This window comes from Thermophilibacter gallinarum (assembly GCF_014982725.1).
In the GTDB taxonomy this organism is placed as follows: Bacteria; Actinomycetota; Coriobacteriia; order Coriobacteriales; family Atopobiaceae; genus Thermophilibacter; species Thermophilibacter gallinarum.
On sequence record NZ_JADCJZ010000002.1, the window covers coordinates 300,518 to 321,980 of the forward strand.

Below are 21,463 nucleotides of genomic sequence, written 5' to 3' on the forward strand. Positions count from 1 at the left end.
CCCACGAAGTGCCCGTCCATCCTCACGAGTCTAGGAGGCCGGCGCCGGCCGCGCCACGCCTCCCCCGGACCGCCACAAACCTAGGAGAGAGCTTGAACGATCTGCTCCGAGAAGGACTTGATGTAGCCCGAGCCGCTCTCGGCGTCGAAGGACACGCGCGCGGCGAGCGCCTTCCTCGTGGCGTCCGACGCGGAGCCGCGGGCGAGGCCGAGAAGGGCGACGAGCATGTCGCGGTACTCGGCGTCGCCGTGGTAGCACTGGATGGCCTCGTCGAGCAGGGGCCACACCTCGTCGGAGCGCTCCGGGGAGCTCGCGCCGAGGCGGCACAGGAACACGAAGGCCGAGAGGCGCACCGTGGCCGAGCCGTCGTCGAACAGCGACGCCTCCGCGCCGTCGTAGGCGCCCGCGACGGCGTCGGCGTCGAGCGCGACGAGCTCGGAGAGGGCGTCGAGCACCTCCCAGCGCGTCTGGGCCTCCGGGCGGTAGAGGGCGTCGACGAGGGCGTCGACGTGCCCCGTCAGCACCTCCGGGTGCGCCTTCGCGGTAAGGGAGATCTGGTGCGCGACCTCCTGGCGACGACGCCTGCTCGAGCCGGAGAGCTCCTCGACGAGGCCGCTCACCTGGTTGCCGTCAAGTTCTTCCATCTCTGCCATGACCTGCGTTCCCTCCCTACTCGCAGAACCCGTCGACCACGGCGGTGCCGCTCTTGGGGTCCTGGTGGATCTCTATGAAGCCGAGCTTGGACGCCTCGCGCAGAAGCGCAGTGAACGAACGATACCCGTAGCTGGACTCGGAGAACTGTGGGCGCTTGCGCTTCATCGTGTCCTTGAGGCGCGAGGCCAGGATGAAGGCGTCGCTCTCGCGCTGCAGGGCGTCGATCGTCTCGAAGAGCAGCTGGTAGCAGTCCTGCTTGTCCTTGGGCACCTTGGACGAGAAGTCCGGGATGCCCGGGCCGCGCGTGATGTCCTCGTAGAAGATGAACTCGTCGCAGACCTCGGTGAGCAGCGAGCTCGTGGCGTCCTTCATGCCCACGCCGATGACCGTCTTGCCGAACTCCTTGAGCTTGGAGACGAGCGGCGAGAAGTCCGAGTCGCCGGAGAGGATGGCGAAGGTGTCGATGTGGTCCTTGGTGAGACAGATCTCCATCGCGTCCACGGCGAGGCGGATGTCGGCGGAGTTCTTGCCCGTGTAGGCGCGGTCCGGGATCTCGATGAGCTCGATGCCGAGCTCGTGCAGGGGCGTGACCGCCGCCTCGAAGCGCTGCCAGTCACAGTAGGCGCGCTTGGCGGTGATGCGGCCCTTGTCGACGAGGCGCTCGAGGATGAGCTTGACGTCGGGGAGCGGCCCGGGCTCCTGGTGGCCGTTGCGCTTGCGGCGCCCCGTGCCCAGGGCCAGGTTCTCGAAGTCTATGAGCACCGCGATGGAGCTCTGCGGGTTGTCAGTCGCGTTCATGCGTCTCCTTATGGTGCGAGGGGCTGCCCTCGCGTCACTTCTTCTTGTCGTCCTTGTCGTCGACGACGCTAATCAGCTCGGGCTCGGGGGTGCCGTCGCGGCGGGCGCGGCGCACCGCCTCGGCGCGCTCGCTGTTCTCGGAGCGTCTGAGCTGGTCCTTGTTGACGCGGAAGTAGCGGTCGTGCGCCTTCCACGGGCCCACCGACTCGCCGAAGCCCATCTTCATGCCCGCGACGGTCCCGCCGATGAGCCCGATGACGAGCACGACGAGCACGGGGAACGGCGTGAGCATGGCGATCGCGCACGCGACGGCGCCCACGAGCAGCGTGATGACGTTGGCGACGACGTACTCGCGCTTCGTCACGCAGCGCTTGACCAGGCGCTCGCCCACGCCCACGCCCGTGACCGTGCCGAAGAGCAGGAACATGAGGGCGAAGATGGCGCCCGCCACCTCACCGGACACTATGCCTGCCCCTCGTGGCCGTGGCAGTGGCACTCGTGGTCCTCGCCGTGGTGGTGGCCGTGGCCCCCGCAGCACTCGTGCTCGCCGTCACCGTGGTCGTGGCCGCAGCAGCACTCGTGCTCGTCCTCCTCCCCCGCCTCGAGCAGCGACCAGTCGAGGCCAGCCGCGGCGCAGGTGCCCTCCTCCTGGTAGAGCAGGGTGAGCGCCTGCGTGCCCATGCGGGCGCCGCCGATCTGGCAGAGCATGTCGAAGAGGGTGAAGGCCGTCTCGGCGCCGGGGAGCGTGATGTCCAGGTCCTCGGAGCGCTGCAGCGCGAGGGCGATGTCCTTGCGCAGGTGCTCGGCCATGAAGCCGGGCTTGTAGTCGCCCGCGAGGGACTTGGGCGCGAGGCTCTTGGAGGCGCCGGACCCGCCGGTGCCGCTCGCCATGACCTCGAGGACCTTCTCGGCGTCGATGCCGGACTGCTCGGCGAGGGCCAGGGCGTCGGCGTAGCCCACCATGCACGAGGCGAGGCTCACCTGGTTGCAGAGCTTGGCCGTCTGGCCGCCGCCCGGCTGGTCGAAGAAGAAGCGCTTGGACGAGAAGCACTCCAGCAGGGGCATGACCGGCGCCACGTCCTTCTCGGCCGCGCCGATGATGAGGGTGAGGGTGCCGTCGATGGCGCCCTGCTCGCCGCCCGTGACGGGACAGTCGAAGGCGTGCTTGTCCTCGACCTCGGCGGCATCGTGGATGTCGCGCGCGAGCTGCGGGGAGCTCGTGGTGAGGTCGATGAGCCAGGCGCCCTTCCTGGCGGCGCGGATGAGGCCGTCGGTGGCCAGGTAGACGTCCTCGACGTCCGTGGGGTAGCCCACCATGGTGAAGACCACGTCGGCGTCAGCCGCGGCCTCGGCCGGCGTGTCCGCCCAGTGGGCGCCGCGGGCGAGAAGGGCCTCGGCCTTCTCGCGCGTGCGGTTGTGGACGGTCAGGTCATAGCCGGCGTCCATGAGGTGGCCGCCGATGGCGGCGCCCATGATGCCGGTGCCGATGAGGGCGACGTTTCTGATCTGCAAGTCGGTTCCTTTCGATGAAGCTGGAAAATGATTCAAAAGGGGACTGTCCCCTTTTGAATCACTTCTCGCCGCGGACCTTGCGGGCGATGCGGTCGGTGAACGAGAGGCTCTCGCGACGGTCCTTGCCCCAGAAGAGCAGCGCCACCATGCCGGGCCCGACATGGGCGCCGATGACCGGGCCCACGGAGCTGTAGATGATCGGCACGTCGGAGCAGCCGGGCTCCCTGCGGATCTGGTCGGCGAGCCAGCGGGCGTCCTTCTCGGCGTCGGCCGAGACGATCGCCATGGGGAGCTTCTCGTCCCCGCCCTCGGCGCCGAGGTAGTTGGCCTTGAAGTCCGCGATGATCGCGCGGAGGGCCTTCTTGCGGCCGCGGCACATGCCGCGCAGCGTGAGGGCGCCGTTGGTGTCGTAGGAGAGCTCGGGCTTGATGTCGAGCTTGCCGCCCACCGTGGCCGCGGCCGGCGGGATGCGGCCGCCGCGGGCGAGCGCGTCGAAGGAGTCCAGGGTGAAGTAGCCGTGGACGTAGTAGCGGGCCTCCTCCGCCCAGGCGGTGAGCTCGGCGGCCGTGAGGCCGTTGGCCGCCTGGCGGACCGCCTCGATCGCGAGGAGCTCGGCCGCGGCGGACGGGCAGACGTTGTCGACGACGTGGATCTCGAAGTCGGGGTGGCTCTCGCGGACCATGTCGGCGGCCTGTCGCGCCGCGTCCACGCTCGAGGAGAGGCCGCGCGTGAAGGCCAGGTAGACCGTCGGGGTGCCCTCCTCCGCCGCGCGCTCGAAGACCTCGAGGTAGCGGCCGGGGGTCACGGCGGAGGTGGTGGCAACCTCACCAGCGCGCATGCGGTCGTAGAACTCCTTGGCGGACATGGTCTGCCAGAGGTCGTCCGGGTGCTCCTGGCCGCCCATGACGTACGTGAAGTGCACGACCTCGACGCCGAGGGCCTCGGCGACCTCCGGTGCGAAGTCCGCGCAGGAGTCCACGATTATCCTGACGTTCGACTTGCGGTGATACGCGCGGCCCAGGCGCGCAGCATCCTGCGACGCCTGGGCGTTGTCGACGCCCTCGGTCAGGGGGGCGACGTTCTCGACGTTGTTCTCGGTATTCTCGGTACTACTCATTCTCTTCCTCGATCTTGGGCTTTATGATGCCGTACCCGCCATTCTTGCGGTGGTAGATCACGTTGACAAGGCCCGTCGTGGCGTTGGTGAAGACGTAGAAGTCGTGGCCGATGAGATCGGTCTGGACCAGGGCCTCCTCCTCGGTCATGGGCACGAGGTCGATGTACTTCTCGCGGACGAGCTGGTCGTCCTCGGTCTCGTCGGGTCCGGGCTCAATGAGGGAGGCGAGGTCCTCCTGGGTGACGGTGCCGGTCTTTGCCTGCTGCATGCGCTGGCGACGGTCGATCACGCGCGTCTTGTACTTGCGGAGCTGGCGGGTGACCTTGTCCGCCGCCTCGTCGATGGCGGCGTACATGTCATCCGAGCTGGCCACCACGCGAACGACGTTGTCGCGCACGAAGACGGTGATCTCGCAGGCCTTGCGCTCGGGGTTGGACGGGTTCTTGTCCACGCGAAGGACCACGTCGCAGGTCATGGGCTTGATGTCGAACACCTTGAGGGCGGCGGAGACCTTCTCCTCCACGTGCTCGCGCAGCGAATCGGAAACACCGACCTTGCGACCCGAGATCTTGATGTCCACCATGCGAACCTCCTTATGGTCGAGGCGCGTCACCATCCTGCGGTGCGCTTCTCCCTACCCTAGGGCCCTGCCCTATGGACAACTCATACCCACTCGGCGTCGACTCTGGCGCGAGAGACCCCGAGCGGGCCGACCTACTCGGCGGACGCGTCGGACTCGGACTCGTCCTCCGCCCCCTCGGCGGGCTCGGGCTCGTCCGCGCGCTCCACCAGCCCGGTGACCTTCAGGTCGGTCGTGAGCGTGGGGAGGTCGCCGACCCAGCCGGCGAGGGCGATGCCCGCGACGCCGTTCGACTGGACCGACTCGAGCGCGGTCTGGACGGCGGACTGGAGCTCCGGGGAGCTCACGGCGACGCCCACCATGGCGGGGTCGTCGAGCGTGCCGGCGAACGCGATGTCGGAGTAGGCGGTGGCGAGGTACGCGCCCGCGTAGGCGTCGCAGATCACGTAGTCGACCGTGCCCTCCTCGAGGCTGTCGAAGGCCTCGTTGAGGTTGGCGCACGGGCTGTGGACGGTGGAGACCTCGTAGGAGTCGAGCGTGACGGCGGACACCGACCCCTCCTGGATGCCGACGGTCGCGCCCTCGAGGGCCGACGCGTCGATCGGGGCGGAGACGTCGCCGCGCGCGAACACGCCCACGGCGCTCTGCGCGTAGGCGCCCACGACGGTCGCGGAGCCGCCCTCGCCGGCGTCCACGCCCATGACGACGTCGCACTCGTCCGCCAGGGCGGAGTCGACGTCACTCACCGGGACGAACGAGACCGAGGCCAGCCCGAGCTCGTCCGCGAGCGCATGGCCCATGTCCAGGTCGATGCCGACCTGGGACCCCTCGGTGGAGGTGATGGCGAACGGCGCGGACTGCGTGCCCAGGATGCCCACCGTGAGCGTGCCGGCCTGCTTGAGGGACGTGTCGGAGACCACGGGCGCGAGCGACTCCCGGCGCTCCGCGCGGGCCTCCTCCACGGAGGGGGTGCCGAAGAAGTCGTCAAGGTTGACGGGGCCGATCTCGCAGCCCGTGAGGCCCAGCGCCGCGACGAGCGCGGCGGCGAGCGTGAACATGTGATGACGCGTCATGTGCCGATTCCTGTCTTTCCTGCTGCCTATCGTCGTCTCCCCCAGCTGACCTGGTCTTTGACCCCACACTCGCGCACCGGGGGCTTCGCTTCCGGCACCGCGGCGCCGTCACTTGAGCCCCTCTCGCCCGCGAGGCCGGATGCCTCTCGTCTGACGGGCGGTGCGGCTTACCTCTAGGACGAGCCATGCTCGCCCGGACGCGCGCGCCCGGACTTACGTGGATCCCTTTGCCCTCGTCTGGCATGGACTGAGGCGCGCAGGACGCGCCCGCAACCACAGACCTGGGTTGAGACGCCCTTCAGTATACCTAGGGCGGGCATGGTTTTCTCGTCTCAACCGCCGAGCGCTCGCGCGACCGCGGCAGGCGCGTCCCTCCTTCCGGGCGTGTACGAAGTTGCAACCTTGATGTTCTTCTCGGTAAGCCGTCTACCTGCTGGTTTGTGATTTGAGGGTACCGTATTAGTTTTGCAACTTTGTGCACACCCGGAAAGAGGGGCCGAGAAGGACGACCGATCGGCACCGGGCGGCGGGCCGGAGGGCCTACCACACGCGGGCGAGCACGCAGGCGGTGACCGAGGCGGCGCCTCGGAGGAGCAGGGCCCGCGCGGCCTCCGCGAGGCTCGCGCCCGTGGTGGCCACGTCATCGACGACCAGCAGGCGCGCGCCGGCGACGTCCTCGAGCGAGCGCATCGTGCCCGCGAGGTTGGCGGAGCGCTCATCGCGTCCGAGCTCGCGCTGGTCGCGGGCCGCCGCGCGCACGAGGACGTCCGCCAGCGGGAGGGAGAGCTCGGATGCCAGCGCGCGGGAGACGAGCTCCATGTGGTCGAAGCCGCGCCGCGCGTAGGCCGCGGCGGTGGCGGGGACGAAGCAGAGCGCGTCCGTCTCGGCGGGCGAGAAGCGCGGGCCGCCGTCGCGCGCGGGCCAGGCGGACGCCTCCTCGAGCGCACAGGCCATCGCCGCCGCGACCACCGGCGCGAGGCGGAGCTCGTGCGCATCCTTGAGGGCGGTCACCGCGCGGGCCGCCGTGCCGCGGAACGTGAGCGCCGCCACGGTGGCGCGCGGGACCCAGCCGCCGTCGCACTCCGTGCAGGTGAGGTAGCCGTAGGGGGCGCCGCAGGACGGGCACGCCAGGCGCTGCTCCACCCACGGCAGCGACGCGCGGCACTCGTCGCAGAGCAGCTCGCCGGGCTGGTCGCAGCCGGCGCAGCGCGTGGGCCACAGGACCTCCGCGAACGCGTCGGCGGCCCCGCGCGCCACGTCCCCGAGACGCAGGTCCCGCCCTCTCGGCCCCCTTTCCGGCTGTGTACGAAGTTGCAAACCTGATGTTCTTCTCGACAACTCGTCTACCTGCGCTTTCCCGATTACAAGGTACCGCATTAGTTCTGCAACTTCGTACACACCCGGAAGGGAGCGGACCGCAGCCGGGCGCGCCCTCACGCGCCATGGATTCCCAGCAGGTCGCGGACCAGCAGCTCCTGCCGGAGCGGCCAGGCCTCGTCGTCGGGCGGCTCGAGGCCGAAACGCCGCATCACCCGGCTCACCAGCAGCTGCCGGAGACGCGGATCGGCCAGGATCCCCGACGTCACCGTGCGCACCATCCAGCCCTCATCGCGCAGGCCCTCGTTGCGGCTCTGCGTCCCGTCGAAGGCGCGCGGCGCGAGGTGCCACGTGTAGCTGTCGTACTCCAAGATGATGCGCTGGCCGGGCCAGCAGAGGTCCACGACCACATACGGTCTTCCGAGCGCCACGCGCAGATCGTTGGGAATCTCCAAGCGCACGTTGACCTGCGGAGGAGGCAGCCCGCAGCCGCCCAGCTCCACAGGGAGCGTGAAGAAGAGAATCACGACCGTCTCCATCGGCGAGCGGGAGCCGGGCGCCGCAAGCTCCAGCGCCTCGCGCACCCGACGCACGCCGTAGCCGCGCTCGCAGGCAAAGTGGCTGCGCAGCTCGTCGAGGGACGCGAGCGGCGGCCGCTCGTGGAACCCGCGCGACGTGCCGGCGGAGAGCGCGTATCCCCCGCACACCTCCATGACGGTCGCCGCGGCAGCCGGCACGCTCGCTCGGGCACAGACCTGCCGGAGGCAGAAACTCGGGGAGCTAAGTAACAGACCGGGTTCCAGCTGGTAGAACGCCCCGTCAGGCAGCGGGACGGACCAGACGTGCGAGACGAGGCGCTCGGTGCGCACGCGCTCGTCTCGGTCGCGAACGAGGATGTGCAGCGGGCGCCCCGGGGTCGCCTCGAGACGCACGCGGCGCAGGGCCTCGTCGTCGAGCCCGGAGGCGGACGGAGGCGTCCAGTCGCTTGGCGCCGGGCACGGCCCGCCGAGCCGCCGCTCGAGGCCCTTCTCGCCCCACCGGGCGAGGGCGGACCTATGTGAAACGATTAAGGTATCCATGGGGCGCAGCCTACTTGGGGCACCTTGCACGAAGCTGTCCGTTAGCTTTCGCCGATCTTTCACGGATGAGCGTTTGCGCAGTTGAGGCGCTATGCGACCGTTGGTGAGAAGGACGACGACGCCGTTTCTCTCCACGTCCCGCACACACCTAGCACGCCCCCCCGCCCCTCTTCCGGGCGTGTACGAAGTTGCAAGGTTGATGTTCTTCTCGGCAAGCTGTCTACCTGCTGTTTTGTGATTGCAAGGTACCGTATTAATTTTGCAACTTTGTACACACCCGGAGAGGGGGGACTGGGTGGGGGCGGAGGCCCGGAAGAGCACAGCCTTGCCATCGGGGGCTGTCTCAGCGGATGCGCAATCGTGCTCGCACGTATCGCCAGGCGCCGCGCGCAAGCCTCCGATCCAGCACGCACTACCGAAGATTGCCGGTAATGCGCGCTCGTGCGTTCCGCACTGCGCCCCTCAGCATGCAAAACCGCGCATAGACGTCCGCCCAGGCGAGAAGAACGCGGCTTTGCATCCTCTCGCGCCGACCGGAGCACGCAGAATCGCACGTTGCCGGAAATCCTCGGTCCTGCGGGCCGCCACCACCCGGCGCAACCCCGCCGCCCTTAGTTCACCCCGCGGAAGCCGCGCCCGATGATCTCCGAGCTGCTCACGATCGTGATGAACGCGGTCGGGTCCTGCGCGCGCACGAAGAGCCGCAGCCTCATGGCCTCGCGGCGCGAGAGCACGCTGGTGAGGATCGTCTGCCGCTTGCCGGAGTACGCGCCCCAGCCGAAGGTCACCGTGGCGGTGCGGCCGAGCTTCTTGACGATGAACTCCTCCACGTCGCGCGGGTGGTCGCAGATCACCTGGCAGACCTTTCGCTGGCGGATGGACTCGATGAAGCCGTCCACCACGAAGGTCTTGCCGATGAGCGCGAGCACGCAGTAGAGGCCCACGCGCGGCCCAAAGAGCCCGATCGCCGCCACGACCACGCCCACGTCCACGGCGAAGAGCGCCTTGCCGATCTCTATGTCGGTGCGCTTGCGCAAGATCATGGCCAGGATGTCCGTGCCGCCGGTGGACGCGCCGATGTCGAAGACGATGGCCGAGCCCACGGCCGGCAGCAGCACGGCAAAGCAGACGTCGAGCCAGAGGTCGCCGGTGAGGGAGGTCGTGACCGGCATCAGCCACTCGAAGAGCGAGGTGTAGCCCGAGAGCGCAAACGACGCGAACGCGCTCCACAGCACCGCCCGACGCTCGAGAAACACCAGCCCGAGAAGAACGAGCACGGCGTTCATGATCCACATGTACGCGGAGACGGGAAGCGCCGGGAGCGCGGCGTTGAAGAGGATCGCGAAGCCCGTGGTGCCGCCGAAGGCCAGGTGGTTGGGCGTCTTGAAGAGCACGAGCGCCGCGGCCGTGAGGATGAGGCCCACGTTGAGTAGGGCGAAGAACTGCGGGAAGCTGTAGGCCATGCGCCGGCGCGAGAGCTTCTCGGCGCGACGCGCCTCGTCGGGCGTCATCTCCTCCGCGACCGGTTGGACGCCCTCCTCGATCTGCGCGTTCTTCTCGTCCATCGCAGCTCCTCCCGCACGAGACCACGCCCTCGCCCCGGAAGTCTAGCAGCTTGGCAGGGGCGCAGCAGCGAAAAGAGCGGGCTATTCGAGGCCGGCGCAATATGCCCGCGCGTCCATGCTGGGAACGGACGAGCCCGTGTAGGCGGACGCGTCTCGCGTGACGATGGCCTCGGCGCCCAAGAGCTCGGCCGTGGCTCGCACGACGCCGTCCTCAAGGTCCGGCTCGTCGGAGGCGAAGGCCGTATCGAGCACCGGAACTGTGAGCTCGGCAACCTCCATGAGCGAGCGGAAGTCACTGAGCCGAGCGCGAACGAGCCCCTCATCGCGATAGTGGCGGCAGAGGATGTAGTAGGCGTCCTTTATGCTCGCCGCAAGAATGACCGGTGTCTTATCCTCCGACGAGAGCAGGGTCTCAAGCAGGTCAACGGCGTCGCGGTGCCGCTCGCGCGTCGCACTGAGGTAGTCGAGGATGATGTTGGTGTCGAGCACGACCCTAGCCAAAGCGCCTCACCCGCTCCTCGTCGAGAAGCTCGCGGTCGGAGACCGCAGCATCCCAGGCGGGCTCGCCCGCTGCGTCCCGCTCGATGGACGCCGTGAGCGCATGAAGACGCTCGAGGCGCGCGCGACGATCGGCGGCCTCGGAATCCGCCGGATGGATGACCACCCACGGCCGGTTGTTCTTGAGCACCACAAGGTTGGCCCCAAGCTCGTTGACCCGCGCGGTCAGCTCGCTGAACCGGTTCTTTGCCTCGCGCACCCCCACCGCATCAAGCTGTGCCATGGCGTCCCCCTCTCAACGTAGCCACAGTATACCCAATGTAGCCACAATCAAGCACCCACCGAGGAAGGGGCAACCGAGAAGTACGGGCGGGCACGCGGCGCGACCCCCTGAGGACCGCCGCGAGTTCTTGCCGAGCGCCCTTCTCGGCAAGCTGTCTGAGCGCCGGACCTCAGGGGGTCGTGCCGCGTGCCCCGGGCCCCTACGACTCGAGCCGCTCCGCCAGCATCTTGTTGAAGGCCTTGGGGTTGCCGGAGCCCTTGGCAGCCTTCATGCACTGGCCCACGAGGAACCCGAGCACCTTCTTGTTGCCGTCGCGGTACTGCTGGACCTGGTCCGTGCAGCGGCCGAGCACCTCGTCCACGATGGCGCCGAGCGCGCCCTCGTCGGTGGACTGGCGCATGCCGTGGGCATCCACGTAGGCGGCCGGGTCCTCGCCGGCGCCGTTGACCGCGTCGAGTACCTCGCGCGCCTGGGCAAACGTGATCGCGTCCTCGGCGAGAAGCGCCGAGAGGCTCGCGACCTGCGCCGGCGTGAGGGCGTCGTAGCTGGGGACGAGGTTCACCATGACCTTGGCCACGGTCTCCACGTTCTTCTCGCCCGCCGCGGTCAGCGTCTCCTCGAAGAAGGCCGCGACCGCCGGGTCGCCCGCGAGCTGGGCAGCGTCGGCGTGCTTGAGGCCGAAGTCGGCCATGTAGCGGTCGCGCTTGGCGTCCGGCAGCTCCGGGATGCGCGCGCGGCAGCGGTCGACGAACTCGTCCGTGAGGTCGAAGGGCGCGAGATCCGGGTCCGGGAAGAGGCGGTAGTCGTCCGCGGTCTCCTTGACGCGCATGACCACGGTGCGCCGGCGGCTCGGCTCCCAGTGGCGCGTCTCCTGGTAGACGATGCCGCCCTCCTCAAGCACCTCGGCCTGGCGGCAGATCTCGTACTCGAGCGCGTCGTGCAGGCTCTTGAACGAGTTGATGTTCTTCATCTCGGTCTTGGTGCCAAACTTAGTCTCGCCGCGGCGTCGCAGCGAGATGTTGCCGTCGCAGCGCATCGAGCCGCTCTCGAGCGAGCAGTCGGAGATGCCGAGCGTGAGGAAGGTCTGGCGCAGCTTCTCCATGAAGAGGCGCGCCTCCTCGGGCGTGCGCAGGTCGGGCTCGGTGACGAGCTCGATCAGCGGCGTGCCGCAGCGGTTGTAGTCGATGAGGGACTCGGTGGCCGCGGTGATGCGACCCTCCTCGCCGCCCACGTGCACCATCTTGGCGGCGTCCTCCTCCATGTGGATGCGCAGGATCCGGATGGGCGCCACGTAGCCGCCGTCGGCGTCCTTCTCGACCGTGTCGTCCGGGCGCTCCTTGGCGCCGGCGCCGGAGACCTCCAGGTCCAGGTGGCCGTGCATGCAGAACGCCACGGGACCCTGCGTGGTCTGGAAGTTCTTGGCCATGTCCGGGTAGAAGTAGTGCTTCCGGTAGAACATGGAGTGGCGCATGATCTCGCAGTTGGTGGCCAGGCCCGCCATGACGATCGACTCGATGGCCTTCTCGTTGGGCACGGGCAGTGCGCCCGGCATGCCCAGGCAGACGGGGCAGACGTTGGTGTTGGGCTCGTCGTCGTGGGAGAGGCGGCAGTTGCAGAACATCTTGGTCTCGAGCGTGGTGAGCTCGGTGTGGACCTCAAGGCCGATCACGGCCTCCCAGTCCTTGAGGACCTCGGCGAGCTTCTTCATGCGAGCTCACCCCCCTTCCCGGCAAACGCGGGCGCGACGGGGGCCCCGCCGGCGGGCGAGAAGGACCGCTCGATCGCGCGGGCGAACGTGAGCAGCGTGGCGTCGGCGAAGGCCGGGCCCTGGAGCTGCGCGGAGACGGGCAGGCCGGAGGTGGCGCCCAGACCCAGCGGCACGGAGACGCCGCCGTTGCCGACGATGTTGTTGGAGATCGTGAACAGGTCCGACGCATACATCTGCGTGGGGTCGCTCATCTCGCCGAACTTGAACGCCGTGCGCGGCGCGGCCGGCATGAGGATGACGTCGCACTTCTCGTACGCGCGGGCGTAGTCGGCCGTGATGAGGGTGCGAACCTGCTGCGCCGGGTAGTAGTACGTGTCGTAGGTGCCGCTGGAGAGGAGGTAGGCGCCCAGCATCTGACGGCGCTTGGCCTCCTCGCCGAAGCCGTGCGCGCGGGAGAGCGAGGTCTGCTCGGCGAGCGTAGCGCAGCCCTGCTCCTGGTAGCCGTAGCGCACGCCGTCGAAGCGCGCGAGGTTGGAGAAGGCCTCGCACGGCGCGATCACGTAGTAGGCGGCGATGGCGGAGGCGATGTTGGGAAGGTCCACCTCCACGAGCTCGGCGCCCTGGTCCTGCAGCGCGCATCCGGCGGCGGTGACGGCGTCGCGGACCTCGTCGGTGAGGCCGGCGGCCTCCATGAGGGCGGGCACGACGCCCACGCGGCGCCCCTCGACGGGGTCGTCCAGGTGGGCGAGAAAATCGACGTCGACCGGCTGGCTCGTGGAGTCCCACGGGTCGCGCCCGCCGGCAGTGAGCGCGTTCATGGCCAGGGCCACGTCCTCGACGCTGCGGCCGAAGGGGCCGACCTGGTCAAGCGAGGAGCCGAAGGCCACCACGCCGTAGCGGCTGACCGCGCCGTAGGTGGGCTTCATGCCCACGACGCCGCAGAGCGAGGCCGGCTGGCGGATGGAGCCGCCGGTGTCGGAGCCCAGCGAGACCGAGACCTCGCCGGCGGCGACGGCCGCGGCCGAGCCACCCGAGGAGCCGCCCGGGACGCGCGTGGTGTCCCACGGGTTGGCCGTGGGGTGGAAGGCGGAGGACTCGGTGGAGCTGCCAAAGGCGAACTCGTCCATGTTGGTCTTGCCCACGGGCGTGGCGCCGGCGTCGAGCATGCGCTGGACGCAGGTGGCCGTGAACGTGGACTCGTAGTTGGAGAGCATCTTGGAGGCGCAGGTGGTGCGGGTGCCCACGAGGTGCATGTTGTCCTTGAAGGCAACGGGAACGCCGGCGAGAGGACCGAGCTTCTCGCCCGCCGCGCGGGCCTTGTCCGTGGCCTCGGCGGCTGCGAGCGCGAGGTCGGCGGAGACCTGCAGGAACGCCCTGATCTCACCGTCGCGGGCATCCACGGCGTCGAGCGCCGCGCGAGCCACCTCGGTGGCGGTGAAGTCGCCGCTCGCGACGCCCGCCGCGATCTGGGCCGCGGAGAGCTGGTCGAGGTTTGCCATCAGCGGTCACCCCCCTGGTCGCCGAGGATGGACGGCACACGGAAGCTGCGGTCGCGGGACGCGCCGGCGTTGGACAGCGCCACGTCCACGCTCAGGTGGCGCACCTCCTCGTCCGGCACGTCGTCGGCCATCACGTTGGAGAGGTCGCCGATGGGGTGGAACGTGGGCTCCACGCCCTCGAGGTCGTACTGGCGGATGGGCTCGAGCAGGTCAATCGCGCTGTTCATGTACGCGGTCATCTCGTCGAGCTCCTCGGGCGTGAGCGCGATGCGCGCGTAGTCCGCGATGCCCGCGACGTCTTCTCTGGTAAGGGGCATGGGTCCTCCTATCTACACTGCGCACCATTCTACGACAGGGCGCGCCGCCGAGAAGAACCGTGTCGCAGCCTTGCAACCTTACGAAAGCGAAAGCAAGCAGTAAGCCGCATCGATGGCTCCCGCGTGCCCCGCCTGCGAGGATTGGGCCAGCAACCGAAGGAGGTCACCATGAACAAGCTCGTCTTCATCGCACTCGTGGTCATCGCCGGCCTGGCCGTCATCCTCGACGACGGACGCGTCCGCCCGCGCCGCCACCGCCACTAGCGAGCGCCCGGGTCGCGCGGGCCCCGCCCGTCACCGCGGGCCCGCCGCAGCCGACGCAGCAGGCTGCCGAACCCGGCGGCGAGCACCTGCTGGAAGAGCGTCCCTATGACCACCGGGAACATCACCTCGCCGGGGAAGTACTCCCCCGCGATCACGGCGCCGGCGGAGATGTTGCGCATCCCCACGAGATAGGTCATCGAGACCTCCTGCTCGTGCGACAGGCGCAGCGTCCGCGCGGCGAGAAGCCCGAGCGCGTAGCCGCACGCCGCGAAGGCGCCGATGAACGCGGCCACCGCCACGAGCGTGGGCGTGAGGCCGCGCACGTAGGGGGCCACGCCCGTGGAGTTGGTCAGGATCACCGCCACGAGCGCGAGCTTCGCCGCCGGGGCGATGACCGGCGAGAGCTCGCGCGCCGCCCGGCCGCGCGTGAGGTCGTTGGCCAGCGTGCCCGCAAGGGCCGGCAGCGCGATGGAGCCCACCATCTCCCCCATCATCCGCGCGGCGTCGACCTCGACCGTCTGGCCGAGGAGCGCGTGCAGGGTGAGCGGGATCGTGAAGGGGGCCGCGACCGTCGAGACGAGGATCGTGGCCAGCGAGAGCGCCGGGTCGCCGCCGAGCATGTTGGTCCACATGGCAGACACCACGGCGACGGGCACGCAGTACTCGAGCACGATCCCGCACACGAGGTTGGGGTCGGACCCGAAGAGCGCCAGGGCGAGCGCGCAGGCAACGCACGGCATGGCCGCCACGGTGAGCGCCAGCGAGACGAGCATCGGCGCCGGGTGGCGCAGCGTGCGCCCGAGGTTGCCGAAGGTGTTGGAGAGCGCGCTCTGGAACGTCATGAACGCGAAGAGCAGCGTCACGAGCGGGCGCATGACGCCGATCTGGGGAAACAGCACGCCCAGGACGACGCAGGCCGGCGAGATGATGGCCATGTGGCTGCCGATGAGGCCGCCGAGCCGCTTCCACGCGTCCATTCCCGAGACCCCCTTCCGCCGCGACCCATGGTACTTCTCGCCGGACGGCGCCGGGCGGCTCCGTAACGCGGCGGAAAACCCGCCCGCTGGGCTATGCTGGTGGGGAACGGAGTCGTCCCCCGGAGGCACCCATGACAGACGCTCGCGACATACGGCTTCTTGCCTTTGACCTCGACGGCACCTTCCTCATGCCCGACAAGTCCGTCTCGCCGCGGGCGAGAAGGGCCGTGCTCGCGCTGCGCGAGCGCGGGATCGAGCCCGTCCCCACGACCGGGCGCATCTACCAGACGCTCTTCGACCGCGTGCTCGGCATGCACGGCTTCCGCTACGCGATCGCGGCCAACGGGGCGGTGGTGCTCGACGTGGAGCGCCGTCACTTCTACGTCCACGAGGTCGTCGACGCGGGCGTCGCCGCGGAGCTCGTGCGCGCGCTCGAGCGCCCCGGGGTCGTGACCTACACCTGCCTCGACGACGCGACGGGCACGCGCCTGGGCTCCAGCGTAAGCGAGGAGGACTACCTGCGCGTGCGCGGTGACGCCCCCTGGAGCGAGGACCTCGTCGAGAACGTCCCCGACGTCGTGGCCGGCTCCGGCTGCGGCGTGCTCAAGGTGGGCGCCCACTTCGTCGACCCCTGGCGCTACGACGACTTCGCGCCGCTCGCGGAGCGCTTCGACCTGGAGCCGGCGGCGTCGGCGACCGGCAACGCCGAGTTCGGCCCGCGCGACGTGACCAAGGCGACGGGGCTTCTCGCCCTCTGCGACGCCATCGGGCTCGACCCCGGGCACGTCTGCGCCATCGGCGACGCGGGCAACGACTCCGACCTGCTGCGGACGGCCGGCCTGGGCGTGGCCATGGGCAACGCGAGCGACGAGGCGCGCGCCGCGGCGGACCTCGTCGCGCCTCGCAACGACGAGGACGGCTTCGCGCGGTTCGTCGAGGACGTCCTGCTCGCGTGACGGCGGCGGCCCGCGCGCACCGATGACTGACGGCTTCTGCGCACCGCGGCGGCCCGCTTGCCCCCGCGGGCGGGAAAACTTGTCACTCAAGCTGGAGCCGGCGACTGCCGCAGGCGACCGCCGCAGGCGATCGCCGGCACTAAAATGCCCCCGGGCAAGTAGGAATTATATCGACCGCGAGGTTTTTCTCGCCTGCGGCTTGTCTTTAATTCCCCACTCATTACTATGAATTAGGCAAATGAGCGCGCGGGCCGCACGCCCGCGAGACGAAAGGCACAACATGGCATCTCAGCTGCTCAACGTGAGCTCGCTTTCCGCGGGCACCGAGGACAAGCCCATCCTGCACGGCGTCGACCTGGCCGTGGGCACCGGCGAGTGTCACGTCCTCATGGGTCCCAACGGCGCCGGCAAGTCCACGCTCGGCCACGTCATCATGGGCGACCCCGCCTACCGCGTGACCTCCGGGCGCATCGAGTTCGACGGCACGGACGTCACCGAGCTCTCCGCCGACAAGCGCTCGCTCGCCGGCATCTTCCTCTCCTACCAGGCACCCGTGGAGGTGCCCGGCGTGCCGCTCTACAGCTTCCTGCGCTCGATCTGCCAGATGCGCCCGGAGCTCAAGACCACCGCGCGCAAGTTCCGCGAGCGCGTGGGCGCCATCGCCGACCAGCTGGAGCTCGACCAGGGCTTCCTCATGCGCGAGCTCAACGTGGGCTTCTCCGGCGGCGAGAAGAAGAAGATCGAGATGCTCCAGCTCCTTTTGCTCCAGCCCAAGCTGGCCATCCTCGACGAGACCGACTCGGGCCTGGACGTGGACGCGCTGGGCATCGTCTCCCGCGGCATCCAGGCCTACCGCGAGCAGGTGGGCGGCGCGCTCATCGTGATCACGCACAACACGCGCATCCTCGAGCGCCTGGAGGTCGACCGCACCCACGTCATGGTCCACGGCCGCATGGTGGCCGAGGGCCCGGCCGACCTCATCGCCGACATCGACAGGAACGGCTTCGAGCGCTTCGAGCGCGCGGGCGAGAAGGACGAGGCATGCGCCGAGTGTCCGGGATGCCCCATGGTCGGTGATGCCGAGTGAGCGAGGAGCGCCGCCGCACCGAGGTCGCCGACGTCGATCGCTCCCTCTACGACTTCACAAAGTCCGAGGAGGGCTACGAGCGCTACGACGACGGCCTGACGCCGGAGATCGTCCGCGCAATCTCCGCCAAGAAGGACGAGCCGGAGTGGATGCTCGAGATGCGCCTGCGCGCGCTCGACCTCTACCACGCGCGCGAGATGGCGCCGAACTGGGGCCCGAGCATTGCAGGCCTGGACCTGGACCACATCTCCACGTACGTCTCGCCCAAGACCAAGCAGGCCAAGAGCTGGGACGACGTCCCCGAGGACATCAAGGACACCTTCGAGCGCCTGGGCATCCCCGAGGCGGAGCGCGAGAGCCTCGCCGGCGTGGGCGCCCAGTACGACTCCGAGATCGTCTACCACAACATGCGCGAGGAGGTGGCCGAGCAGGGCGTCATCTACACCACGATCGAGGACGCCCTCCACGACCCGAAGTGGGAGCCGGTGGTGCACGAGTACTTCGGCACGCTGATCCCGCCCACCGACCACAAGTTCGCGGCACTGCACTACGCCGTCTGGAGCGGCGGCTCCTTCGTCTACGTGCCCGCCGGCGTGACGCTGCCCTACCCGCTGCAGAGCTACTTCCGCCTCAACGCCGCGGGCGCGGGCCAGTTCGAGCACACGCTCATCATCGTCGAGCCCGGCGCCGACCTGCACTTCATCGAGGGCTGCTCCGCACCCAAGTACTACGAGGCCAACCTCCACGCGGGAGCGGTGGAGCTCTTCGTGAAGGACGGCGCGCGCCTGCGCTACTCCACGATCGAGAACTGGTCCAAGAACATGTACAACCTCAACACCAAGCGCGCCACGATCGGCGCCGACGCCAAGATGGAGTGGGTCTCCGGCTCCTTCGGCAGCCACGTGAGCTACCTCTACCCCACCACGATCATGGTGGGCGACCGCGGCACCTGCGAGTTCACCGGCATCACCTTCGCCGGCGCCACGCAGGACCTGGACACCGGCTGCAAGGTAATCATGAACGGCGCGGACACCACGGCGTCCGTCTCCACGAAGTCCATCTCCAAGGACGGCGGCGTGAACACGTTCCGCAGCTCCGTGGTGATCGGCCGGCACGCGGACCGCGCGCGGTGCAGCGTGAGCTGCCAGAGCCTCATGCTCGACGACATCTCCCGCTCCGACACCATCCCCGCGATGGACGTGCGCAACGCCACCGCGCAGGTGGGCCACGAGGCAACGATCGGCCGCATCTCGGACGACACGGTGCTCTACCTCATGAGCCGCGGCTGCTCCGAGGCCGAGGCGCGCACGCTCGTGGTCAACGGCTTTGCCAACCCCGTCTCCAAGGAGCTCCCGATGGAGTACGCCGTGGAGATGAACAACCTCATCAAGCTCGAGATGGAAGGGGCGATCGGATGATGGCCGAGAAGAACGGCGCACTCGCTGCCGACGCCGCGGGCGCCGCGTCCGAGATCACCCTCGAGCGCGTCAACGTTGCCCCCGCGCAGACGTGGAACCGCCTGCGCACGAACGACATCACGCTCACGGTGCCCGCGCGCAGCCGAAAGGGCGACGTGTACTTCTCGCTGCCGCGCCTCTTCGAGGGCGTGGAGTGCGGCATGGGTCGCGAGGTCAGCGACTGGGTGGAGTCCCAGGCGGCCGACGCACGCTACGTAGAGGTCCCGCGCGGCGAGAGGCGCGAGGAGCCGATCGTGGTCGCCGTTGGCGCGGGCGACGTCGCCGACACCGGCGTGATGGTCCGTGCCGGCGCTGAGGTCACCATCGTCGTGGCCGCGGGCGCGGGCGAGAAGGACGGCGAGGCCGGCACGTCCGCGTCACTCCTGCGCATCATCGCCGAGGCCGGCGCGCGCGTCCACCTGCACGAGTACGCGGCCGTGGGCGCCGCCCAGCAGCACCTCGAGAGCGTGGGCATCTCCGCGGCGCGCGACGCCCGCGTGGACGTGCACCAGTACCTGCTCGGCGGCGGCACCGTCGCGCTGGGCTTTGCCTGCGACCTCGCCGGTGAGCGTGCCCGCGTCGACCTGGGCTGCCGCTATCACGCGGCCGGCACCGAGGTCCTGGACATCAACGAGGTCGTGCGCCAGCGCGGTCGCAAGACGCGCTCCGAGCTCTCCTACAACGGCGTGCTCGAGGACGCCGCGCACAAGGGCCTGCGCACCACGATCGACCTCATCCACGGCGCAAAGGGCGCGCAGGGCAACGAAGCCGAGACCGTGCTCGTGCTGGGCGACGACGTCGTCAACAAGACGCTGCCCACGATCCTCTGCGACGAGGACGACGTCGCCGGCAACCACGGCGCCACGATCGGCTCCGTGAGCCCCGAGCAGCTGGCCTACCTCGCCGACCGCGGCCTCTCCCGCGAAGACGCCGAGCAGCTCTTCGTGCGCGCCCTCTACGAGGACGCCCTCATGCACGCCCCCTGCGACGAGGCCTGCGCCGTCGTGGAGGCGGGCGCCGTGCAAAAGGGACAGGCACTTTTGCACACCGAGGAGGCGTGATGGTCGACATTCGACAGAACCCGTACCGCGCGGACTTCCCGCTGCTGGCCGGCCACCCCGAGATCGCGTTTCTCGACAGCGCGGCCACCGCGCAGCGCCCCGCCTGCACCCTCGACGCCCAGCGCCGCTTCTACGAGACCATGAACGCCAACCCGCTGCGCGGCCTCTACAGCCTCTCCGTGGCGGCCACCGCGGCCATCGCCGACGTCCGCGCACAGGTCGCCTCCCTCATCGGCGCGCCCGACGCGCGCGACGTGGTCTTCACGCGCAACACGAGCGAGAGCCTGAACCTCGTGGCCAAGTCCTTCTCGCCCTGCGTCCTGGGCCCCGGCGACGAGGTGGCCATCACCATCATGGAGCACCACTCCAACCTCATCCCGTGGCAGGAGGCCTGTCGAGCGGCCGGCGCGCGTCTCGTCTACCTCTACCCCGAGAAGGACGGCACGCTCGCGGAGGCGGAGATCGCCGAGAAGGTCGGGCCGCGCACCAAGATCGTCTCCGCCGCGCACGTCTCCAACGTCATGGGCTGCGAGCTGCCCGTTCGGAGTCTTGCGGACGCCGCGCACGCCGTGGGCGCCGTGATGGTCGTCGACGCCGCGCAGTCCGTCCCGCACCTGCGCGTGAACGTGGACGAGCTGGGCGCGGACTTCCTCGCGTTCTCCGGCCACAAGGCCCTGGGCCCGATGGGCGTGGGCGTGCTCTGGGGCCGCCACGAGCTCCTGGAGGCCATGCCGCCGATGCTCACCGGCGGCGAGATGATCGACTCCGTGCGCGAGCAGGACGCCACGTGGGCGCCCGTGCCAGAGAAGTTCGAGGCCGGCACGCAGGACGCCGCCGGCATCTACGCCACCGGCGCCGCGCTTACTTACCTCACGCAGACGGTGGGTCTGCCCGCGGTGGCCGAGCGCGAGGCCGCGCTCGTGGCCTACGCCTTCGAGCGCCTGGCTGAGCTGGATTTCGTCGACCTTATCGGCAGCGCCGACCCCGCACGCCACCACGGCGTCATCAGCTTCAACGTCCGTGGCGTCCACCCGCACGACGTGGCGAGCATCCTCGACGCCTCCGGCGTGTGCGTCCGCGCCGGCCACCACTGCGCGCAGCCGCTGCTCGCGTGGCTCGGGGTGGAGAACCTCGCCTGCTGCCGCGCGAGCCTCGCGTTCTACAACGACGCCGCCGACGTGGACCGCCTCGTCGACGGCCTGAGCCAGGTCTGGGGGATCTTCCATGGCAGTGACTGACCTCTACAACGCGGCCTTCATGGACCACGTCTCGCACCCCGACTACAAGTACCAGCTGGAGGACGCCGACTGCAGCCACGAGGGCGTGAACCCCTCCTGTGGCGACGAGCTCACGTTCTCCGTGAAGTTCGCCGACGACGGCACGATCGAGGAGGCGGCGTTCACCGGCCACGGCTGCGCCATCTCCCAGGCGAGCGCCGACATAATGAGCGACCTCATGATCGACAAGACGCCGGAGGAGGCACGTGAGCTCTGCGCCCTCTTCATGCGCATGGTCCGCGGCGAGGAGACCGACGAGGATGCGCTCGAGGCGCTCGAGGACGGCGTGCTCCTGCGCGACATCGCGCACATGCCGGCGCGCGTGAAGTGCGCCGAGCTGGCTTGGCGCACGCTCGACGAGATGCTCGAGGCGCGGGGATAGCC

The 21,463-nt window shown here is 69.4% G+C and carries 22 protein-coding genes; 6 read left to right on the forward strand and 16 right to left on the reverse strand.

Translation table 11 applies throughout. The features are described from left to right. Window positions 1-80: 80 nt before the first annotated feature. The 16 genes from INF26_RS05270 to INF26_RS05345 all read right to left on the reverse strand — a co-directional run bounded on the left by INF26_RS05270 (window position 81) and on the right by INF26_RS05345 (window position 15,241). A complete protein-coding gene (locus INF26_RS05270) occupies window positions 81-653 on the reverse strand; it encodes a hypothetical protein (protein WP_193529684.1) in 573 nt (190 codons plus the stop codon). A 16-nt stretch (window positions 654-669) separates the two neighbouring features. Then, entirely contained in the window at window positions 670-1,452 is a 783-nt protein-coding gene (locus INF26_RS05275; protein WP_193529685.1) for an NYN domain-containing protein, read from the reverse strand. A 34-nt stretch (window positions 1,453-1,486) separates the two neighbouring features. Then, window positions 1,487-1,915, reverse strand: coding sequence for a hypothetical protein (locus INF26_RS05280; protein ID WP_332307313.1), 429 nt, complete (start codon window positions 1,913-1,915; stop codon window positions 1,487-1,489). Beyond that, entirely contained in the window at window positions 1,915-3,126 is a 1,212-nt protein-coding gene (locus INF26_RS05285; RefSeq protein WP_193529686.1) for an NAD(P)-dependent oxidoreductase, read from the reverse strand. The genes INF26_RS05280 and INF26_RS05285 overlap by 1 nt, the downstream gene beginning before the upstream one ends. Then, window positions 3,023-4,081, reverse strand: a complete 1,059-nt coding sequence (locus INF26_RS05290; RefSeq protein WP_193529687.1) for a DegV family protein — start codon at window positions 4,079-4,081, stop codon at window positions 3,023-3,025. Before INF26_RS05290 ends, INF26_RS05285 begins: the two co-directional genes overlap by 104 nt. Further along, window positions 4,074-4,664, reverse strand: coding sequence for a ribosome hibernation-promoting factor, HPF/YfiA family (gene hpf, locus INF26_RS05295; protein ID WP_193529688.1), 591 nt, complete (start codon window positions 4,662-4,664; stop codon window positions 4,074-4,076). The genes INF26_RS05290 and hpf overlap by 8 nt, the downstream gene beginning before the upstream one ends. A 131-nt stretch (window positions 4,665-4,795) precedes the next feature. After that, window positions 4,796-5,734, reverse strand: coding sequence for a substrate-binding periplasmic protein (locus INF26_RS05300; RefSeq protein ID WP_193529689.1), 939 nt, complete (start codon window positions 5,732-5,734; stop codon window positions 4,796-4,798). Window positions 5,735-6,274: 540 nt separating this feature from the next. Continuing rightward, the gene (locus INF26_RS05305; protein ID WP_332307314.1) at window positions 6,275-6,991 is read right to left on the reverse strand and encodes a ComF family protein; all 717 of its coding nucleotides are present in this window, start codon (window positions 6,989-6,991) and stop codon (window positions 6,275-6,277) included. Window positions 6,992-7,167: 176 nt separating this feature from the next. After that, window positions 7,168-8,130 (reverse strand): hypothetical protein, encoded by a 963-nt coding sequence (locus tag INF26_RS05310; RefSeq protein ID WP_193529691.1) that lies wholly within the window; start codon window positions 8,128-8,130, stop codon window positions 7,168-7,170. 611 nt (window positions 8,131-8,741) lie between these two features. Continuing rightward, window positions 8,742-9,695 carry a YitT family protein gene (locus INF26_RS05315; RefSeq protein ID WP_193529692.1) on the reverse strand — a complete coding sequence of 318 codons (954 nt, stop codon included), beginning with the start codon at window positions 9,693-9,695 and terminating at the stop codon, window positions 8,742-8,744. 81 nt (window positions 9,696-9,776) lie between these two features. Beyond that, on the reverse strand, window positions 9,777-10,196 hold the full coding sequence (locus tag INF26_RS05320) for a PIN domain-containing protein (RefSeq protein ID WP_193529693.1): 420 nt from the start codon (window positions 10,194-10,196) through the stop codon (window positions 9,777-9,779). Then, window positions 10,189-10,476 (reverse strand): type II toxin-antitoxin system Phd/YefM family antitoxin, encoded by a 288-nt coding sequence (locus INF26_RS05325; protein WP_226371898.1) that lies wholly within the window; start codon window positions 10,474-10,476, stop codon window positions 10,189-10,191. Before INF26_RS05325 ends, INF26_RS05320 begins: the two co-directional genes overlap by 8 nt. A gap of 199 nt (window positions 10,477-10,675) precedes the next feature. Next, window positions 10,676-12,184, reverse strand: coding sequence for an Asp-tRNA(Asn)/Glu-tRNA(Gln) amidotransferase subunit GatB (gatB, locus tag INF26_RS05330; RefSeq protein WP_193529694.1), 1,509 nt, complete (start codon window positions 12,182-12,184; stop codon window positions 10,676-10,678). Continuing rightward, window positions 12,181-13,683, reverse strand: coding sequence for an Asp-tRNA(Asn)/Glu-tRNA(Gln) amidotransferase subunit GatA (gatA, locus tag INF26_RS05335; RefSeq protein ID WP_193529695.1), 1,503 nt, complete (start codon window positions 13,681-13,683; stop codon window positions 12,181-12,183). The genes gatB and gatA overlap by 4 nt, the downstream gene beginning before the upstream one ends. Then, window positions 13,683-14,000 carry an Asp-tRNA(Asn)/Glu-tRNA(Gln) amidotransferase subunit GatC gene (gene gatC / locus INF26_RS05340; RefSeq protein ID WP_193529696.1) on the reverse strand — a complete coding sequence of 106 codons (318 nt, stop codon included), beginning with the start codon at window positions 13,998-14,000 and terminating at the stop codon, window positions 13,683-13,685. Before gatC ends, gatA begins: the two co-directional genes overlap by 1 nt. 260 nt (window positions 14,001-14,260) lie before the next feature. Further along, on the reverse strand, window positions 14,261-15,241 hold the full coding sequence (locus tag INF26_RS05345; protein ID WP_193529697.1) for a bile acid:sodium symporter family protein: 981 nt from the start codon (window positions 15,239-15,241) through the stop codon (window positions 14,261-14,263). Between the two features lie 131 nt (window positions 15,242-15,372). Between INF26_RS05345 and INF26_RS05350 the strand changes: the two genes are divergently transcribed. From INF26_RS05350 to sufU, 6 genes are all read left to right on the forward strand, one after another. Beyond that, window positions 15,373-16,197: an HAD family hydrolase gene (locus INF26_RS05350; protein ID WP_193529698.1), complete on the forward strand. Its 825-nt coding sequence runs from the start codon at window positions 15,373-15,375 to the stop codon at window positions 16,195-16,197. A gap of 280 nt (window positions 16,198-16,477) precedes the next feature. Continuing rightward, complete coding sequence (gene sufC, locus INF26_RS05355) at window positions 16,478-17,284, forward strand: Fe-S cluster assembly ATPase SufC (RefSeq protein ID WP_193529699.1); 807 nt, start codon at window positions 16,478-16,480, stop codon at window positions 17,282-17,284. Further along, window positions 17,281-18,702, forward strand: a complete 1,422-nt coding sequence (sufB, locus tag INF26_RS05360; RefSeq protein ID WP_193529700.1) for a Fe-S cluster assembly protein SufB — start codon at window positions 17,281-17,283, stop codon at window positions 18,700-18,702. Before sufC ends, sufB begins: the two co-directional genes overlap by 4 nt. Continuing rightward, window positions 18,702-19,802 carry a SufB/SufD family protein gene (locus INF26_RS05365; protein WP_193529701.1) on the forward strand — a complete coding sequence of 367 codons (1,101 nt, stop codon included), beginning with the start codon at window positions 18,702-18,704 and terminating at the stop codon, window positions 19,800-19,802. The genes sufB and INF26_RS05365 overlap by 1 nt, the downstream gene beginning before the upstream one ends. Then, entirely contained in the window at window positions 19,802-21,040 is a 1,239-nt protein-coding gene (locus INF26_RS05370) for an aminotransferase class V-fold PLP-dependent enzyme (RefSeq protein WP_193529702.1), read from the forward strand. The genes INF26_RS05365 and INF26_RS05370 overlap by 1 nt, the downstream gene beginning before the upstream one ends. Then, complete coding sequence (gene sufU / locus INF26_RS05375; RefSeq protein WP_193529703.1) at window positions 21,027-21,461, forward strand: Fe-S cluster assembly sulfur transfer protein SufU; 435 nt, start codon at window positions 21,027-21,029, stop codon at window positions 21,459-21,461. The genes INF26_RS05370 and sufU overlap by 14 nt, the downstream gene beginning before the upstream one ends. Window positions 21,462-21,463: the final 2 nt, after the last annotated feature.

Bases quoted from the DNA above. Each gene is read 5' to 3' on its own strand.
- INF26_RS05270 (WP_193529684.1), bottom strand. From the start codon at position 653: ATGGCAGAGATGGAAGAACTTGACGGCAACCAGGTGAGCGGCCTCGTC.
- INF26_RS05275 (WP_193529685.1), bottom strand. From the start codon at position 1,452: ATGAACGCGACTGACAACCCGCAGAGCTCCATCGCGGTGCTCATAGAC.
- INF26_RS05285 (WP_193529686.1), bottom strand. From the start codon at position 3,126: ATGTCGGGCCCGGCATGGTGGCGCTGCTCTTCTGGGGCAAGGACCGTC.
- INF26_RS05290 (WP_193529687.1), bottom strand. From the start codon at position 4,081: ATGAGTAGTACCGAGAATACCGAGAACAACGTCGAGAACGTCGCCCCC.
- hpf (WP_193529688.1), bottom strand. From the start codon at position 4,664: ATGGTGGACATCAAGATCTCGGGTCGCAAGGTCGGTGTTTCCGATTCG.
- INF26_RS05300 (WP_193529689.1), bottom strand. From the start codon at position 5,734: ATGACGCGTCATCACATGTTCACGCTCGCCGCCGCGCTCGTCGCGGCG.
- INF26_RS05310 (WP_193529691.1), bottom strand. From the start codon at position 8,130: ATGGATACCTTAATCGTTTCACATAGGTCCGCCCTCGCCCGGTGGGGC.
- INF26_RS05315 (WP_193529692.1), bottom strand. From the start codon at position 9,695: ATGGACGAGAAGAACGCGCAGATCGAGGAGGGCGTCCAACCGGTCGCG.
- INF26_RS05325 (WP_226371898.1), bottom strand. From the start codon at position 10,476: ATGGCACAGCTTGATGCGGTGGGGGTGCGCGAGGCAAAGAACCGGTTC.
- gatB (WP_193529694.1), bottom strand. From the start codon at position 12,184: ATGAAGAAGCTCGCCGAGGTCCTCAAGGACTGGGAGGCCGTGATCGGC.
- gatA (WP_193529695.1), bottom strand. From the start codon at position 13,683: ATGGCAAACCTCGACCAGCTCTCCGCGGCCCAGATCGCGGCGGGCGTC.
- gatC (WP_193529696.1), bottom strand. From the start codon at position 14,000: ATGCCCCTTACCAGAGAAGACGTCGCGGGCATCGCGGACTACGCGCGC.
- INF26_RS05345 (WP_193529697.1), bottom strand. From the start codon at position 15,241: ATGGACGCGTGGAAGCGGCTCGGCGGCCTCATCGGCAGCCACATGGCC.
- INF26_RS05350 (WP_193529698.1), top strand. From the start codon at position 15,373: ATGACAGACGCTCGCGACATACGGCTTCTTGCCTTTGACCTCGACGGC.
- sufC (WP_193529699.1), top strand. From the start codon at position 16,478: ATGGCATCTCAGCTGCTCAACGTGAGCTCGCTTTCCGCGGGCACCGAG.
- INF26_RS05365 (WP_193529701.1), top strand. From the start codon at position 18,702: ATGGCCGAGAAGAACGGCGCACTCGCTGCCGACGCCGCGGGCGCCGCG.
- INF26_RS05370 (WP_193529702.1), top strand. From the start codon at position 19,802: ATGGTCGACATTCGACAGAACCCGTACCGCGCGGACTTCCCGCTGCTG.
- sufU (WP_193529703.1), top strand. From the start codon at position 21,027: ATGGCAGTGACTGACCTCTACAACGCGGCCTTCATGGACCACGTCTCG.